General features: G+C 59.9%; 13 protein-coding genes. 8 read left to right on the top strand and 5 right to left on the bottom strand.

Translation table 11 applies throughout. The features are described from left to right. Positions 1 to 84 precede the first annotated feature (84 nt). Together ACZ5D1_RS01015 and ACZ5D1_RS01010 are read right to left on the bottom strand one after the other, a co-directional pair. A complete protein-coding gene (locus ACZ5D1_RS01015; protein WP_011366338.1) occupies positions 85 to 975 on the bottom strand; it encodes a DNA polymerase III subunit delta' in 891 nt (296 codons plus the stop codon). A gap of 3 nt (positions 976 to 978) precedes the next feature. Further along, entirely contained in the window at positions 979 to 2,262 is a 1,284-nt protein-coding gene (locus tag ACZ5D1_RS01010) for an adenylosuccinate synthase (RefSeq protein WP_464555618.1), read from the bottom strand. 200 nt (positions 2,263 to 2,462) lie between these two features. Here ACZ5D1_RS01010 and ACZ5D1_RS01005 point away from each other — a divergent pair, with 200 nt between their 5' ends. Beyond that, positions 2,463 to 3,941, top strand: a complete 1,479-nt coding sequence (locus tag ACZ5D1_RS01005; RefSeq protein WP_027182544.1) for an MltF family protein — start codon at positions 2,463 to 2,465, stop codon at positions 3,939 to 3,941. Here the strand turns inward: ACZ5D1_RS01005 and ACZ5D1_RS01000 are convergent. Continuing rightward, complete coding sequence (locus tag ACZ5D1_RS01000) at positions 3,852 to 4,211, bottom strand: hypothetical protein (RefSeq protein WP_011366335.1); 360 nt, start codon at positions 4,209 to 4,211, stop codon at positions 3,852 to 3,854. The two genes, ACZ5D1_RS01005 and ACZ5D1_RS01000, sit on opposite strands and share 90 nt — an antisense overlap. Positions 4,212 to 4,476: 265 nt before the next feature. On the opposite strand from ACZ5D1_RS01000, the gene ACZ5D1_RS00995 reads away from it, so the two are divergent. The 4 genes from ACZ5D1_RS00995 to thrC all read left to right on the top strand — a co-directional run bounded on the left by ACZ5D1_RS00995 (position 4,477) and on the right by thrC (position 10,021). Further along, a complete protein-coding gene (locus tag ACZ5D1_RS00995) occupies positions 4,477 to 5,751 on the top strand; it encodes a phosphoribosylaminoimidazolecarboxamide formyltransferase (RefSeq protein WP_011366334.1) in 1,275 nt (424 codons plus the stop codon). 77 nt (positions 5,752 to 5,828) lie between these two features. Further along, positions 5,829 to 7,925, top strand: coding sequence for a ribonuclease catalytic domain-containing protein (locus ACZ5D1_RS00990; protein ID WP_011366333.1), 2,097 nt, complete (start codon positions 5,829 to 5,831; stop codon positions 7,923 to 7,925). Between the two features lie 37 nt (positions 7,926 to 7,962). Continuing rightward, on the top strand, positions 7,963 to 8,565 hold the full coding sequence (gene plsY / locus ACZ5D1_RS00985; protein WP_011366332.1) for a glycerol-3-phosphate 1-O-acyltransferase PlsY: 603 nt from the start codon (positions 7,963 to 7,965) through the stop codon (positions 8,563 to 8,565). A 1-nt stretch (position 8,566) separates the two neighbouring features. Continuing rightward, a complete protein-coding gene (gene thrC / locus ACZ5D1_RS00980) occupies positions 8,567 to 10,021 on the top strand; it encodes a threonine synthase (protein ID WP_464556512.1) in 1,455 nt (484 codons plus the stop codon). Between the two features lie 1,419 nt (positions 10,022 to 11,440). Here thrC and ACZ5D1_RS00975 read toward each other — a convergent pair. Further along, positions 11,441 to 11,722, bottom strand: coding sequence for a hypothetical protein (locus tag ACZ5D1_RS00975; RefSeq protein WP_464555617.1), 282 nt, complete (start codon positions 11,720 to 11,722; stop codon positions 11,441 to 11,443). A 148-nt stretch (positions 11,723 to 11,870) separates the two neighbouring features. On the opposite strand from ACZ5D1_RS00975, the gene ACZ5D1_RS00970 reads away from it, so the two are divergent. The 3 genes from ACZ5D1_RS00970 to ACZ5D1_RS00960 all read left to right on the top strand — a co-directional run bounded on the left by ACZ5D1_RS00970 (position 11,871) and on the right by ACZ5D1_RS00960 (position 14,165). Next, positions 11,871 to 12,614: a glutamine ABC transporter substrate-binding protein gene (locus ACZ5D1_RS00970; RefSeq protein WP_011366330.1), complete on the top strand. Its 744-nt coding sequence runs from the start codon at positions 11,871 to 11,873 to the stop codon at positions 12,612 to 12,614. A gap of 127 nt (positions 12,615 to 12,741) precedes the next feature. Further along, on the top strand, positions 12,742 to 13,413 hold the full coding sequence (locus ACZ5D1_RS00965) for an amino acid ABC transporter permease (RefSeq protein WP_011366329.1): 672 nt from the start codon (positions 12,742 to 12,744) through the stop codon (positions 13,411 to 13,413). A 17-nt stretch (positions 13,414 to 13,430) separates the two neighbouring features. Beyond that, positions 13,431 to 14,165, top strand: coding sequence for an amino acid ABC transporter ATP-binding protein (locus ACZ5D1_RS00960; protein ID WP_011366328.1), 735 nt, complete (start codon positions 13,431 to 13,433; stop codon positions 14,163 to 14,165). Positions 14,166 to 15,247: 1,082 nt separating this feature from the next. On the opposite strand, the gene ACZ5D1_RS00955 is transcribed toward ACZ5D1_RS00960, so the two are convergent. Then, positions 15,248 to 16,060 carry a DsbA family protein gene (locus ACZ5D1_RS00955; protein ID WP_011366327.1) on the bottom strand — a complete coding sequence of 271 codons (813 nt, stop codon included), beginning with the start codon at positions 16,058 to 16,060 and terminating at the stop codon, positions 15,248 to 15,250. Positions 16,061 to 16,091: the final 31 nt, after the last annotated feature.

Here is a 16,091-nt window from a genome sequence, read left to right as displayed (position 1 = left end):
CCCTTGAGGGATATGCAGAACGCGGAAAAACCGGCCGCGCATACCCTCAACCATAGCGGCAGCACGTCCGGCAGGCAACGAAAATCAAGCGCGGCGGGACGTACGCGCCCATGCGAAAAGGCGCGTTGCCAGCCAGTCAAGGACAAGAGCGGGATTCACATTGTAAATGAGAGAGTCCTGACACTCCGCCAGCGCTTCATCCAGACGGCGCATGGCGGCGGTATCAAGGCGCGAGACAAGCAGGCGGGCAAACGAAGACGCCCCGCGGCCGGTGAGAGCCAGGGCAAGCTGGCGCTGCAGAAATGCCACCAGCTGCAACGCAGTTCCCTGATCGATGCTGCCCTTGGCACCGGTGCGGGCAAACCAGCCCTCTTCGCCTGACACAAAACCGGCAAGGGCATCGGCCCATTCCTGCACGGCAGGGTCGCAGGCGCCGCCGTCCGGCCAGGCCAGAGTCAGCACCCAGCTGCGGGAAACAAGAGTCGGCAGCAGACGCTCACGCTGCGGGGCCAGCAGAACAAAACTGGTTCCGGGACGGGGTTCTTCCAGCGATTTAAGCAGGGCATTGGCGGCCTCTATGCCCAGCGACTGAGCCTCGGCCAGCACAACCACACGGTAGCGGCCTCTGGGCGGTTCGCCCAGCACGGCACGCACGGCGCGCACATCATCAATCTTGATGGAACCCTGCGCACCGTCCAGATAAAACATATCGCGGTTGTTGCGCGTGGCAAACTGGGTGCAGACAGCGCAGGAAAGGCAGGGCGCACCGGTCCCCGCGCAGTTGAGACGCGCGGCCCACCACAGCGCCACGGCCTCGCGTTCGCGGGGGGTGCCGCCTTCCAGCAGCAGCACCTGCGGCACAGAGCCGGCAAGCCGCTCAAGATAGCCCCGCACCCTGTCGTGACGCGACGACAGGGCCGGGGCTATGATATCAGAGGCATGCGGCGCACAGAGCGTTTCACCCTGAGCGGACACGTCTTATTTCCTGTTGAGCGTCTGGTCGCGTTCGGGGCCCACGGAAATCATGGACACAGGCACGCCCAGCAGCTCTTCGATACGGCAGATATAATTACGGGCGGCCTCGGGCAGGTCTTCCCATGTTTTGGCTGCGGTTATGTCGTCATCCCATCCGGGCATGGTTTCATATACCGGTGCCACATGGGCAAGGCCGTTCTGTTCCTGCGGCGGATGCTGCAGACGCTGGCCGTTGTATTCGTAAGCCACACAGATTTTCAGTTCCTTCAGCCCGCTCATGACATCCAGCTTGGTCAGAGCTATGTCGGTGGGACCGTTCAGGCGCACCGATTCGCGCAGCAGGGCGCAGTCCAGCCACCCGCAGCGACGCTTGCGGCCGGTGGTGGCGCCGAATTCGTGCCCCACGCTCTGCATGTGGTTGCCGGCTTCGTCATCAAGCTCGGTGGGGAAGGGGCCTGCGCCCACACGGGTGGTGTACGCTTTTACTATGGCCACCACACGGTCCAGACGCGAAGCGGGAATACCGCTGCCCGCGGCGGCGTTGCCGGCCACGGTGTTGGAAGAGGTCACAAAAGGATATGTACCGTGGTCGATATCCAGATGCGTTCCCTGCGCGCCCTCGAACATGACGCCGGAATCATTTGCCCATGCATCTTCGATAACCGAAGACACATCGGTCAGATACGGCACCAGACGGCCGCCCACGGCCATCACTTCGTCGAACACCGCATCCACGGACATGGCTTCGCGCCCGTACAATGCCGTGAACAGGGCGTTCTTTTCCACCAGAGCGGCTTCTATCTTCGAGCGCAGCAGTGCGGGGTCGGCCAGATCGCCGGCACGCACGCCGATGCGCGACATTTTATCTTCGTAGCAGGGACCAATGCCACGGCCTGTGGTGCCGATCCTGCTTTCTTTGTTTTTAAAGTCCTCACGGGCGACATCAAGCGCCTTGTGATAAGGCATGATCACATGGGCCTTGCGGCTGATCATGAGCCTCTGGGGGCCCACGTCGATACCACGCTCTGCAAGGGCTTCCACTTCCTTCCAGAACACCACGGGGTCCAGCACCACTCCGTTGCCGATAAGGCACGTTTTGCCTTCGTGCAGAATGCCGGAGGGAATAAGGTGCAGTATGTAGGACTTGTCACCCACAATAACGGTGTGGCCCGCGTTGTTTCCGCCCTGGAAGCGGACGATGACGTCTATTTCCCGGGAAAGCAGGTCGACGATCTTACCTTTTCCTTCGTCGCCCCACTGTGCTCCCATGATTACCACGTTTGACATTTCCATCTCCTTGTGACATGCAGGTCGCCTTTCCGACGCAAAACAGGAGTTCGGCGCACGGCATAAGGGATCATTACCTACATGCCGCCAATAGAAAAGTCAAACGGATGGCCACCGGAAAAGGCCCCGCAACCTGCTTCGGACGGGCTCTCCTCTGTACGTTTCTCGCCTCGCATCCCGTCCGGACACGTCACCTTCTCATGAAACAATCACATACACGCATGGGCAAGCGCCTGCTCGCCGCACTGTCAGTGACGGTGCTGAGCATCCTGCTCTCATGCTCCGAGCGCGAAAAGCAGCCCGTGCAGCCCGACAACACGCTGCGCGTGGTGGCCCCGCACAGGGAACGTGTTTCCAGCGCTCTGTCCCCTTACGGCCCGGGTTACGAACATGAACTTGTTATGCATTTTGCCCGCCAGGCCGGCTATGATATTGAATGGATCGAAGCTTCCACCATGGAAGACGCCCTGCAGGCGCTGGCCGAAAGACGCGGCGACCTCATTGTGGGATACGGCGGCGACATAACCGCCGCTCCGCAGACAACAACCCGCCACAACGACGCGCCGCCGCCGTCACCTGTGGTGTCCGGCCCGGCGTACGGCCATTACAACCCGGTGCTGGTGCACAGCACGCGCCGCTACGGCCTGCGCCGCGGCAATGAAATGTGCGACACTCCGGTACTGGTCACCGCAGACCCCGAACTGGAAGAAATACTGGAAGCCAAGGCCGACACGCTGGAATGCGTGCCCATGACCGAGGCTTCACAAGACGTCTACCTGACGCCGATTCTCCAGTCGCTCGACACCAACAGCGCCCGGTTCGCCATGCTGGACAATCTGGGGTACAGCCTGTGGCAGCCATTTTACCCCGGAGTGCGCACCGCCAAGGTGCTCACCCAGAAAATACCATACCGCTGGTTCTGGCGCGGCGACGACGCGCGTCTCAACGAGGCTGCGCTGTCTTTCTGGGCCCAGCGCGAAAACGACTCTCTGCTGGACGACATGCAGGAGCGGTATTTCGGCTTTCTGCCGGAAGAGGTGGACCGCTATGACGTGGCACTGCTGCGCCGCGCTCTGGAAAGCAAAGTACCGCAGTATGCACAGGCCATCGGCAATGCGGCCAGAGAACAGAGCATCGATCCGCTGCTGCTCATCGCCGTCATCTATCAGGAATCACGCTTTGACGCCGACGCACGCAGCAAAACAGGTGTGCGCGGCCTGATGATGGTAACGCAGGACACCGCCCGGCTGCTGGGCATCAACCGCCTTGACCCGGAGCAGTCCATACGGGGCGGCGCCCGCTACCTGCGCATGCTGTGGGATTCGCTGGAAGACATGGAGCTTGACCCCTGGAACCGCTGGTTTTTCACACTGGCGGCATACAATCAGGGGCCCGGCCATCTGTTCGACGCCATCAAGCTCAGCCGCGCCCGCGGCGGCACCGGCCGCACGTGGCGCGAACTGAAAGAGGTGTATCCTCTGCTTGCATGGGAACGCTGGTACAGCCGCACCAAGCACGGCTACTGTCGCGGGTTCGAGGCGGTAGCCTATGTGGAGAACATCCGCTTCTACTATTACATCCTCAACGGATTACTCACTCTCGCGCGGCCTGAAACTGAGGATCTTGGCCCTCTTCTGAGCGGGCTGCCCCCCGACTGGCCCGTCGGCGCCGGAACGTGACGCTCCCTCGAACAGGCTGATATCGCCGTCGTAACCGGAAAGCGGCGGCAGTCCGTCATCGGGGCGGGCCATTTCGGACATATGGCTGTTATGCAGCTGGTTTTTCCAGCGCACGGCCTGCACCATGCCAAAGGCGATGGCCGCCTCTTCCCAGCGGGAAGAAGGCTCGAACCGTTCGACCCGTTCGGCCAGTGTGTCCCACAACGCCATAAGGGACGCCTCGTCGTATGAATTGAGCTGGCGGGCAAGCTTGAGCAATGCTCGTTCCATCGGGTTGATTCTCCTGCATGTTTGATAACGGCGGGGCAATAACACAATGCTGCGGTCCGCACACGCCGGCCGGTAAAGGCCGGACGAGGTCCCACGCTACGCCAAACGGGGCGGGGCTTCAAATGGAAATTGCCCACCGCAACGCCCTGTGGTACCCTGCCCGCCTCGCATGACCGCATGCGGCGGGGCGCCGGTTCACGCGCCGCCGCCATCCAATCAATCTGCACGGGCGCGCGGCGTCCGTCTAGCCGGAGTTCACAGCAGCATGAGCGACCTCAAGAAAATGTACAGCACCCTGCAGGAAGATCCGTTTCCTGCTGAAATGACCCTGCGTCTGGGCGATCAGGAACTGCATTACACCAAGCGCACCTGGACCATCGACGGTCAGGAAAAAGGCCTGCGCTACGGCGAAAACCCCGACCAGCCCGCAGCCCTGTACCAGCTGGACAAGGGCAGCCTGACACTGGGCGGGGTAACCTTCCGCGGGCCGGGTGCCGGTCTTGTCTCCTCCCTTGAGGAAAAGCACATGATTCAGGCCGGCAAGCACCCCGGCAAGACCAATTTCACCGACGTGGACAACGCGCTGAATATCCTGCAATACCTTGATGCAAAGCCCGCTGCCCTCATCATGAAACACAACAACCCCAGCGGTGCAGCATGGAGCGGCGACGGCGTGGCAACCGCGCTGGAACGCGCCTTCTGGTGCGACCGCATCGCGGCTTTCGGCGGCGCGGTCATTGTCAACCGTCCGCTGGACAAAAAAGCGGCCGAGCTTATCAGCTCATGCTATTTCGAAGTGGTGGCGGCTCCTGATTTTGAAGAAGGCGTGGTTGAAATGCTCAAAAGCAGGAAAAATCTGCGTATTCTGCAGATTCCCGGCATCAGCCGTCTGCCCGAACTGGCCCGCATGCCGTTCATCGACCTGAAGTCGCTGCAGGACGGCGGCATCATCATGCAGCACTCTTTCCGCAACCGCATTCTGAGCGCAGATGATTTTCTGCCTGCAACGGCGGAAAAAGACGGCGTCACCGTCAATGCGCGCAAACCTTCCCCGCAGGAAGCCGACGACCTGCTTTTCGCATGGGCTGTCGAAGCGGGCGTCACGTCCAACTCTGTCATTTTTGCACGCAACGGCGCCACCGTATCCATCGGCACCGGCGAACAGGACCGCGTGGGCTGCGTGGAACTGGCAGTGCACAAAGCCTATACAAAATATGCCGACACCCTGGCCTTCCGCGAACAGGGCTGTTCGCTGTACGAACTGAAGCAGAAGGCAGCCGGCGATTCCGCAGCAGCCGAAGCTCTTGAAGACATCGAAGCCCGCACACGCGCCGACAGGGGCGGTCTGCCCGGTACCGCCATGGTGTCCGACGGCTTTTTCCCCTTCCGCGACGGAGTGGATGCGGCCATTGCCCACGGGGTGGCCGCCATTGCCCAGCCCGGCGGTTCCATACGCGACCACGAGGTCATCATGGCCTGCAACGAGGCTGCCCCGCAGGTAGCCATGGTCTTCACCGGCCAGCGGTCTTTCAAGCATTAACCGGCCAGCGGAGGGCGGCATGCCGCCCTCCGCATACCGCTGAAACAAGCAACCACGCGCAAACACAAGCAGGAATCATGAGCGCTACCTCCCCTCTGGTCCAATACCCCGGCCCGGGCTGCATCGTCGAATTCATGCAGGGCAACAAGCCCCAGATAGCATGGGTTCAGGAAGAACAGTCCGGCAAACTGCGCCTTCTCACCCAGAGCAAGCGGGAGACAAAGCTCGCAGCGGCACGCGTCATGCCATGGGCCGGTCCGCAGTACGGTGCCGACAAATCACGTCAGGAAGCACTGGAGCTGCTGAACCAGCACGAAGAACGCCGCAACACCAGAGCGGCCGCGCTTGACCCGCTGGAACTGTGGGAACTGGCGCAGGGCGAAGTACAGGCTGCCACGGCGCAGTGGTTTGCCGAACTGCTGCACGAATCGCCCGACGCAGACGACATAGCCGCCATGGGCCGCGTGCTGCTGGAATGCAAGACACATTTCAAGTTTCAGTCGCCGGAGTTTGAAATATACGACGCAGAAAAAGTGCACGCCCGCATGACCGAACAGGAAGCCCGCCGGAAACGCGAACAGCTCGCATCCGAAGGTCATGATTTTCTGCGCGCTCTGTGGGAAACCCATCAGAAAAGACGCACCCCGCCCTGTACGCCTGAAGACGCCGGACTGGCCGCCGAAATTGAAGCCCTGCTGCGCAAACGCATCGCAGAACCGGACGATCACGACTCAGAACAGTTGTGGAAACAGATATCCAAAGGGCTGCCGGACGTGCCGCACCTGCCTCTGCTGCTGGCACAGGCATGGGGTATTGTGCCCGCCCACCATAATTTTCATCTGGACAGGGCCGATTATGACAGATCGCCCGACTGGCACGCTCCCCATGCACAGGCACTCGCAGACCTGCGCCGCCGTGTGCTTGCCGCACGCACCGAACCCTGCGGTATTCCGTTCATCAGCATCGATTCCTCCTCCACGCGTGACATTGACGATGCCTTCCATATCGAACCGCGCGCCGACGGCGGCCACCGCCTGCGGCTGGCCATTGCCTGCCCCGCTCTGGGATGGGAATTCGGCAGCGAACTGGACAAAGCCGTCATGCGCCGCGCCACCAGCATATATCTTCCCGAAGGCAATCTGCACATGCTGCCGGAAGAGCTGGGTACGGACTTTTTCAGTCTCATAGGACAGCAGGAGCGACCGGCTCTGGTCATGGAATTTGACATTGCTCCCGCCGGACAACTGGAAGCCACAACCCTGAAGGCGTGCTGGGTACAGCTGGCCGCCAACCTGAGTTATGCCGACTGCGAAGCCGTGCTGAACGGCGATCCGGGCTGGGACGCCCCCGACAACCCCGCCGCCGCCTTTGCTGACCAGCTGAAGGCCGGAGCCGCGCTTTCGCGCATCTTGCTGGAACAACGGGTGTCCTGCGGGGCCGTGGTCATCGAACGCCCGGACCCCAAAACCACTCTTACCGGCACCGGAGCCGACACACAGGTGGAAATTGAGCACGACAGCCCCACTCCGGCATCGTGCCTGCTGGTCAGCGAAATGATGATACTGGCCAACAGCGGTATTGCCCTGTGGGCAAAAGACCGTGACATAGCCCTGCTGCACCGCACGCAGGACGTGGGCGTGCCCAAGGAATACGCCGGAGTATGGGACCAGCCCCATGACATCGCCCGCGTGGTCAAGGCGCTGTCGTCCGCCGTGCTGGAAACGGCCCCGCGCAGGCATTCAGGCATAGGCGTACCCGCCTACAGCCCTGTCACATCGCCGCTGCGGCGCTATCCCGACCTTGTCAACGTTGCGCAACTCATACATTATCTCGGCACCGGCACTCCCCGCTGGTCGCGCGACGAGCTTGATGCCATGCTGCCGCTGCTCACCGCACGGCTGGATGCCGCAGGGCAGGTGCAACGTTTCCGCCCAAGATACTGGAAACTGCTGTACTTCAAGCAGAAAGGCGATAAAACGTGGTGGGACGCAGTGGTGACGGACGAAAACGATGCCTTTGTCACCGTGTCGCTGCCCGATCAGCAGATTTTTGTGCGCGGACGCAGGTCCTCTTTCGGCGAAAGGGCGCACCCCGGTACCAGACTTATGGTGCGCATCGGCAAAGTGCATCCGCTTAACAACGAGATCCAGATACTGGACGTCATGGAACAATAGTCCCGCGCAACGCGCATTACGCAAGGAGAACTCCCCTATGGGCTACCTGCTCTGGCTCGTCACCGCCTATGTCATCGGCTCTGTCCCCTTCGGTCTGGTCATCGCCCGGACGTTCTGTTCCGTCGACCCGCGCACAGGCGGCAGCCGCAATGTGGGCGCCACCAATGTGGCTCGGCTGTGCGGCACCGGATTCGGCGTGCTGACACTGGTCTGCGATGTACTTAAAGGCGTTGTACCTGTGGCCGTGGCCATGACGTTCAGCGATTCTGCAGTATTCTTCAGCCTGACGGCGCTGGCTGCGCTGCTGGGACACCTGTATTCCGTATTTCTGGGTTTCAGGGGCGGCAAAGCCGTTGCCACCACCCTCGGTGTGTTTATTCCTCTGGCATTCACTCCGCTGCTTGTTTCCGCACTGCTGTGTGCACTGGTCATCTGGCGTTCCGGATTTGTCTCGCTGGGGTCGCTGACACTGGTTACCGCACTGCCCCTTATGCTGCTGATAACCGGCAACTTTACATATATCCCGCTGGCTCTCGTGGTTATGACGCTGGTTTTCTGGAGCCACCGCGAAAACATAGGCCGCCTTGCCCGGGGCGAAGAAAAACCGTGGCAGAAAAAAAAGCACAAGGAACATGAATAACATGACGGCAGCGCATGATTTTCCCGCTTACCGCGGGCAAATGGAATATTTCTGTCTGGGCTGCGGCAGCCGCTACAATGTGGATGAACTGCACTACACCTGTCCCGACTGCGGCGGTGTGTTTCTGCTGGATAACACGGATTTCGACGCGCTGAGCGCCCGTTCCGGCAAAGAATGGCAGGACATATTCGATGCCCGCGCAGCCACGCGCACAACCCCGTTGCGCGGTATTTTCCGTTTTTACGAGCTGATGGCTCCCCTGCTGGAACCCGAAGACATCATCTATCTGGGTGAAGGCAACACCCCCGTCATCGAAGCCTCGCCCGCCATGAGCGACATGGCCGGCATTCCTTTCGCCTTTAAAAACGACGGACAGAACCCTTCCGCATCGTTCAAGGACAGGGGCATGGCCTGCGCATTCAGCTTTCTCAAATCGCTGGTGCGCAAACACGGATGGGATGAAGTCCTGACCGTCTGCGCCTCCACAGGTGACACATCTGCCGCCGCCGCCCTGTACGCCTCGTATGTGGGCGCACCGCTCAAATCCGTGGTGCTGCTGCCCCACGGCAAGGTAACCCCGCAGCAGCTTTCGCAGCCGCTGGGCAGCGGTGCCACAGTGCTTGAAGTGCCCGGCGTGTTCGATGACTGCATGAAGGTGGTTGAACATCTGGCCGAAAACTACCGGGTGGCGCTGCTCAATTCTAAAAACAGCTGGCGCATTCTGGGGCAGGAATCGTATGCATTTGAAGTTGCCCAGTGGTACGGCTGGGACATGCAGAACAAATGCATCTTTGTGCCCATCGGCAACGCGGGCAACATAACCGCTGTCATGAGCGGGTTCCTCAAGCTGCACCGGCTGGGCATCATCAGCTGCCTGCCCCGCGTTTTCGGTGTGCAGTCACACCATGCCGACCCCGTATACCGCTATTACAGCGTGCAGGACCCGGCCAGCAGAGTATTTACCCCCGTCACCGTACAGCCCAGTGTGGCGCAGGCAGCCATGATCGGCAATCCTGTCTCGTTCCCGCGCGTACGGCACTTTGCCGGCCAGTTCGAAGCCATCGGCGGACAGGGAGCTTTTCAGGTGGTGCAGGTGACCGAGCAGGCCATCATGGATGCCATGATCATTGCCAACCGCCACGGACACATCGCCTGCACGCAGGGCGGAGAATGTCTGGCCGGACTCATGCGTGCCCGCGAACGGGGCATCATCGCACCGCATGAAACAGCAGTGCTCGACGCCACGGCGCACGCTCTCAAATTCTCCGGCTTTCAGGACATGTATTTTTCCGGCACGTTGCCCGCTGAATACGGCGTCACCCCCGATGCCGGACTTTCCAATGCTCCGGAACTGCTCATGGACGAAGCCGCGCGCAACGCTCTTGCGCCGGAAGAGTTCACCCTTGCAGCAGCCCGCGCCGTCGCCGGCAGACTGGGGCTGGCCCCCAAAAGCTGAAGCGCACCCCGCGTGTGATAATACAATCCGCAGACGCCCCTGTACTATGTGCAGGGGCGTCTTTTTGTGTACCCCCGCCATGCGGCACCCCGCAAAGGCTGCGTGAAGATCTGCCTCCGGCGGGCAGGGAGATGGTCTCCCTGCACCCTCGGTGCGCACGCAGGACGCGGCACAATCTCGGTTGCGGCGCGTTGCACTGCCCTGTGCTGCTCCCCCCATACGGTCGTCGGCGTACGCCCCGGGCAGTCAGCCGACCACGGCAGAAATCACACAACGGGGGATGCAAGGGGAATCATTCCCCTTGCCCGTCGGAGACATACCCCCCCGATACAAAGACTGCCTCCGGCGGGCAGGGAGATGATCTCCCTGCACCCTCGGTGCGCGCGCATGGCGCGGCCCAGTCTCGGTTGCGGCGCGTTGTGCTGCCCTGTGCTGCTTCCCCCCCATACGGTCGTCGGCGTACGCCCCGGACAGTCAGCCGACCGCGGCAGAAATCGCGCAACGGGGGATGCAAGGGGAATCAGTCCCCTTGCCCGTCGGAGACATAAAAGCCCTTGAAGCATAAGCAGCCTCCGGCGGGCAGGGAGATGATCTCCCTGCACCCTCGGTTCGCACGCAGGACGCGGCACAGTCTCGGTTGCGGCGCGTTGCACTGCCCTGTGCTGCTCCCCCCCATACGGCCGTCGGCGTACGCCCCGGACAGTCAGCCGACCACGGCAGAAATCGCGCAACGGGGGATGCAAGGGGAATCATTCCCCTTGCCCGTCGGAGACACAAAAAACCCCGAGACAAAGACGGCCTCCGGCGGGCAGGGAGATGATCTCCCTGCACCCTCAGTGCGCACGCAGGACGCGGCACAGTCTCGGTTGCGGCGCGTTGTGCTGCCCTGTGCTGCTCCCCCCATACGGTCGTCGGCGTACGCCCCGGACAGCCAGCCGACCGCGGCAGAAATCACACAACGGGGATGCAAGGGGAATCATTCACCTTGCCCGGCGGAGACATACCCCCCCCCCGATACAAAGACTGCCTCCGGCGGGCAGGGAGATAATCTCCCTGCACCCTCGGTTCGCGCGCAGGACGCGGCCCAGTCTCGGTTGCGGCGCGTTGCACTGCCCTGCGCTGCTTCCCCCCATACGGTCGTCGACGTACGCCCCGGGCAGTCAGCCGACCGCGGCAGAAATCACACAACGGGGGATGCAAGGGGAATCATTCCCCTTGCCCGTCGGAGACACAAAAAACCCCGAGACAATGCAGCCTCCGGCGGGCAGCTGGGGCTATCCGTTTTTCCCGGCATACTGCATCTGCCGCAGGAGCAGTTCCGGCATCGCCTGATACCCGTAAAGCGAACAGTGTCCGGTGTGAAATCGAGGGAAAATGAAACTCGTTGCGCTTGAAAAACAGCACGCTGCCGAACCTGTTTCAGCATCCAACCGGCACATTACGGACAATTACGGAATACCAGTTCTGAATAGCAGGCCATAAGTTTTCTGCTTCAGAAGCCGCTTTCTGTTTTCTTTTCTGAAATTTTTGTTGTTTTTTATACACATGAAAACAAAATAAGGGCGTCCGAAAACGACCCTTTTTGACTACTTTTGCGGTCTGCTTTTCTGCACGTGATGATACTTCTGTCAGGCAAAAAACAGAGATACCGGCCGCAATCCGCTTGAAAAAAACATGAGCCAAAATGAACTCGGGAGCCACGAAATATTGATTTTCGGGGACTAAAAGGCTACGGTATCTCGATTTGGCTGAGCACAGCCTACTGTTTCCCGTCACTCGGCCGGTACCTGCACCGGACCGGCACATGTATACCCGGAATGCCGGGACTCACCCATCCAGGAGGTTCATCATGAAGCGCGTTATTCTGGCAGCTTTTGCTCTTGTTATGCTTCTTTCGGCCAACGCATGGGCGCAGAAGCTCGTTGTTGCGCACGACACCAATTTCAAACCTTTCGAGTTCAAAGACGAAACCGGAAACTACACCGGATTCGACATCGAACTGTGGAAGGCCATCGCCAGCGAAATCGGTGTGGAATACACCTTCCAGCCCAACGACTTCAACGGAATCATTCCCGGTCTGCAGAGTGCCACTTTTGATGCAGGCATCGCCGGCATCACCATCAAGCCCGAACGGCAGGAAGTAGTTGATTTTTCCGACCCGTACTACGATTCAGGTCTCGTTATTCTTGTCCGTGCCGACAATAACGACATCAAAGGCATCGAAGACCTGAAAGACAAAGTCATTTCCACCAAGCTGGCCACTTCCAGCGCAGACTTTGCCGCCGGTTTTGCTCCCAAAGACAATATCAAGCTGTACCCCAACAACGACGCCATGTTCCTTGAACTGCTTTCCGGCGGTGCCGATGCAGTTATTTTTGACATGCCCGTGGTCAAAGACTTTGCCCAGAAAGCAGGCAAAGGTCAGGTTAAAGTTGTGGGCCCCCTGTATCAGGGGCAGTCTTACGGCATTGCTTTCCCCAAGGGCAGCGACCTGAAGCCCAAAGTGGACGCTGCGCTTAAAAAGCTGCGTGAAAACGGCACGTACGAAAAACTGTACATCAAGTGGTTCGGCTACGCCCCTGCAAAAAAGTAGTCTTTACAGTTTGTAAATAATAACCGCCCGGACATGCATAGGGATGGCGCGCGCCATCCCTATGCCGTTTTTCATGCACCGCCATGCGGATGCGACACACTCACCCGGGCGCACAACAAGAGGTTTTATGGCTTTTCAATTCAAACCCGAAGTGATGCTGGATACCGCCCCCCTGCTGTGGGACGGCATTGAGCTCACCATCATCATCACGGTGCTTGGTCTTGTCTTCGGCTTTATTATCGGCACCCTGGTCGGCCTCGGACGTATATCCCGCAACCGTCTGTGCAACGCTGTAGCTGTTTCCTATGTCGAAGCCATCCGCGGCACACCGCTTATCGTACAGGTCATGTTTCTGTACTTCGGCCTGCCTCTGGTTCTCGGCATCCGCATTCCTCCCGTCACTGCCGGCGTTGTGGCCATAGCGGTAAACTCCGGTGCCTATATCGCAGAAATAGTGCGCGGTTCCATCCAGTCCATCAACACCGGACAAATGGAAGCAGGGCGCTCCATCGGGCTCACACATCTGCAGACCATGCTGTATATCATCTGGCCGCAGGCGTTCAAACGCATGATACCGCCGCTGGGCAACCAGTTCATCATCAGCCTGAAGGACACTTCGCTGCTGGTTGTCATCGGGGTGGGCGAGCTGACCCGTCAGGGACAGGAAATCATCGCTGTCAACTTCCGGGCGTTCGAGGTGTGGCTTACCGTTGCCATCATGTACCTGTGCATGACCCTGACTCTGTCGCAGGTGCTGCGCATGTACGAACGCAAACTCAATGCCCGCACCAGCCGCTGAGCCGAAAGGAGACACCCATGAAACCCATGATTGAAATAAAAGATCTGCACAAAAGCTACGGCAACGTGGAAGTGCTTAAAGGCATCGACCTGACCGTGCGGCAGGGCGAAGTCGTCGTCATCATCGGGCCTTCCGGTTCGGGAAAATCCACCGCCCTGCGCTGCATCAACCGGCTTGAGGAAATATCTTCAGGCTGTATCAAGGTGGACGGTTTCGACCTGTACGCCGAAGATACCGATATCAACTATGTGCGCACAGAAGCAGGCATGGTCTTTCAGCAATTCAATCTGTTTCCGCATCTCAGCGTGCTGCAGAACGTAACCATAGGTCCGGTGAAAGTACGCAAAATGCCCAGGCAGGAAGCCGAAATACTGGGCCAGAAACTACTGGAAAAAGTCGGACTGCCTGACAAGGCGCACGCGTACCCCGAACAGCTTTCGGGCGGACAAAAACAGCGCGTGGCCATTGCGCGTTCCCTTGCCATGCAGCCCAAAGTCATCCTGTTTGACGAACCTACGTCGGCGCTGGATCCTGAACTGGTGGGCGAAGTACTGGACGTCATGAAACGCCTTGCCGCGGAAGGAATGACCATGGTCGTGGTCACACACGAAATGGCCTTTGCCAAAGAAGTGGCAGACCGGGTCATCTTTATCGATCAGGGCCGCATTCAGGAAGAAAACATTCCTTCGGAATTCTTTGATAACCCCAGCAATCCGCGCCTGCGCGAATTTCTGGGTAAAGTGGCACATTAATCAGTTGCCGGTCCGTATTCTGCGGCCATTGCACGGGAATATCCCCGTCCGCTGCTACGGATAATTCTTCCATCAAAAAGGGCGCATGTGCGCCCTTTTTCTGTTTGTGCAACAGCACCTGCCCGCCGGAGGCTGCTTATTCTTCAAGGACTTTTATGTCTCCGACGGGCAAGGGGAATCATTCCCATTGCATCCCCCGTGGCGCGATTTCTGCCGCGCTCAGCTGACTGTCAGGGGCATACGCTGAAGGCCGTTTGGCGGGGAAGCAGCACAACGCGCCGCAACCGAGACCGGGCCGCGCCATGCGCGCGCACTGAGGGTGCAGGGAGATCATCTCCCTGCCCGCCGGAGGCTGCTTATGCTTCAAGGGCTTTTATGTCTCCGACGGGCAAGGGGAATCATTCCCCTTGCATCCCCCGTGGCGCAATTTCTGCCGCGGTCGGCTGACTGTCCGGGGCGTACGCTGAAGGCCGTTTGGCGGGGAAGCAGCACAACGCGCCGCAACCGAGACCGGGCCGCGCCATGCGCGCGCACCGAGGGTGCAGGGAGATCCTCTCACTGACCGCCGGAGGCTGCTTATTCTTCAAGGACTTTTATGTCTCCGACGGGCAAGGGGAATCATTCCCCTTGCATCCCCCGTGGCGCGATTTCTGCCGCGCTCGGCTGACTGTCCGGGGCGTACGCTGACGGCCGTTTGGCGGGGAAGCAGCACAACGCGCCGCAACCGAGACCGGGCCGCGCCATGCGTGCGCACCGAGGGTGCAGGGCGATCATCTCCCTGCCCGCCGGAGGCTGCTTATGCTTCAAGGGCTTTTATGTCTCCGACGGGCAAGGGGAATCATTCCCCTTGCATCCCCCGTGGCGCGATTTCTGCCGCGGTCGGCTGACTGTCCGGGGCGTACGCTGAAGGCCGTTTGGCGGGGAAGCAGCACAACGCGCTGCAACCGAGACCGGGCCGCGCCCTGCGCGTGCACTGAGGGTGCAGGGAGATCATCTCCCTGCCCGCCGGAGACATATTCAAAAAGGTTTCCGGTCATTTTTCACAGACAGGGGAGTCATTCCCGTTACGTCTACCGGCAGGCTCAGCGACCGGCGGCTTTTGCCCAGGCCATATCCACGGCATCCGCAAACTGCGGCAGAGGCAGCGAGCCACGCACGACGATGTCATTCACAAGAAATGTCGGGGTTCCTTCCAGCCCAAGGTTTTCGGCTTCCTGTCTGTCTTCGCGCAAAATTCGTGTTGCCGCGTCACTTTGCGCGTCACGCGCAAGCCGTGCGGCATCCAGTCCCAGTTCTGCGGCTTTGGCAGAAATAAAGGCACTGCCTTCCTTTATCACGCGGGCCCGCTCAACAAACATGGCGTCGTACAACGCCCATGCTTTTGCTTCGTCCTGCATGGCGGCAGCCACAAACATGCGTGAAGCTGTTTCGGCATTATCATGTGATTTTAAAGGATAATGCTTAAAAACCAACCGCACCTTGCCTTTGTAATGCTCCATAAGAGCGGCCACGGTGCCGGCAGCCTGAGCGCAGTAGGGACAGGTAAAATCCGAGTATGCCACAATGGTCACCGGAGCATCCTGCGGCCCGCGCACGGGACGCCCGTCCAGTTTTACCTGCTTGGGCTGTGTCATATCGGCCTGCCACTGGGCACGCATGGCTCTGTCTCTGGCAATTCTGTTACCGTCACGCACGATATCCAGCACCTGTTCCGGATTCTGCCGCAGCACATCCATAACCAGCCCGGGGTTATCGCGCAGAACCTCGCGCACCATGTCTTTCAGCCGGTCCTGTTCGGCTGCCGCCCGCGCCTGCGGTGCAGCAGACAAAACAACCACAGCGGCCATCAACATGGCACCTAAGAAGGCACCTTGATTTTTCAACAGTCGTTTCATGTAATCCTCCGATAAAGAGTACAACTCGGGT

The organism is Oleidesulfovibrio vietnamensis (genome assembly GCF_055388115.1).
The sequence above is the reverse complement of the archived record's forward strand: the minus strand, read 5'-3'. Positions and strand labels throughout refer to the sequence as shown.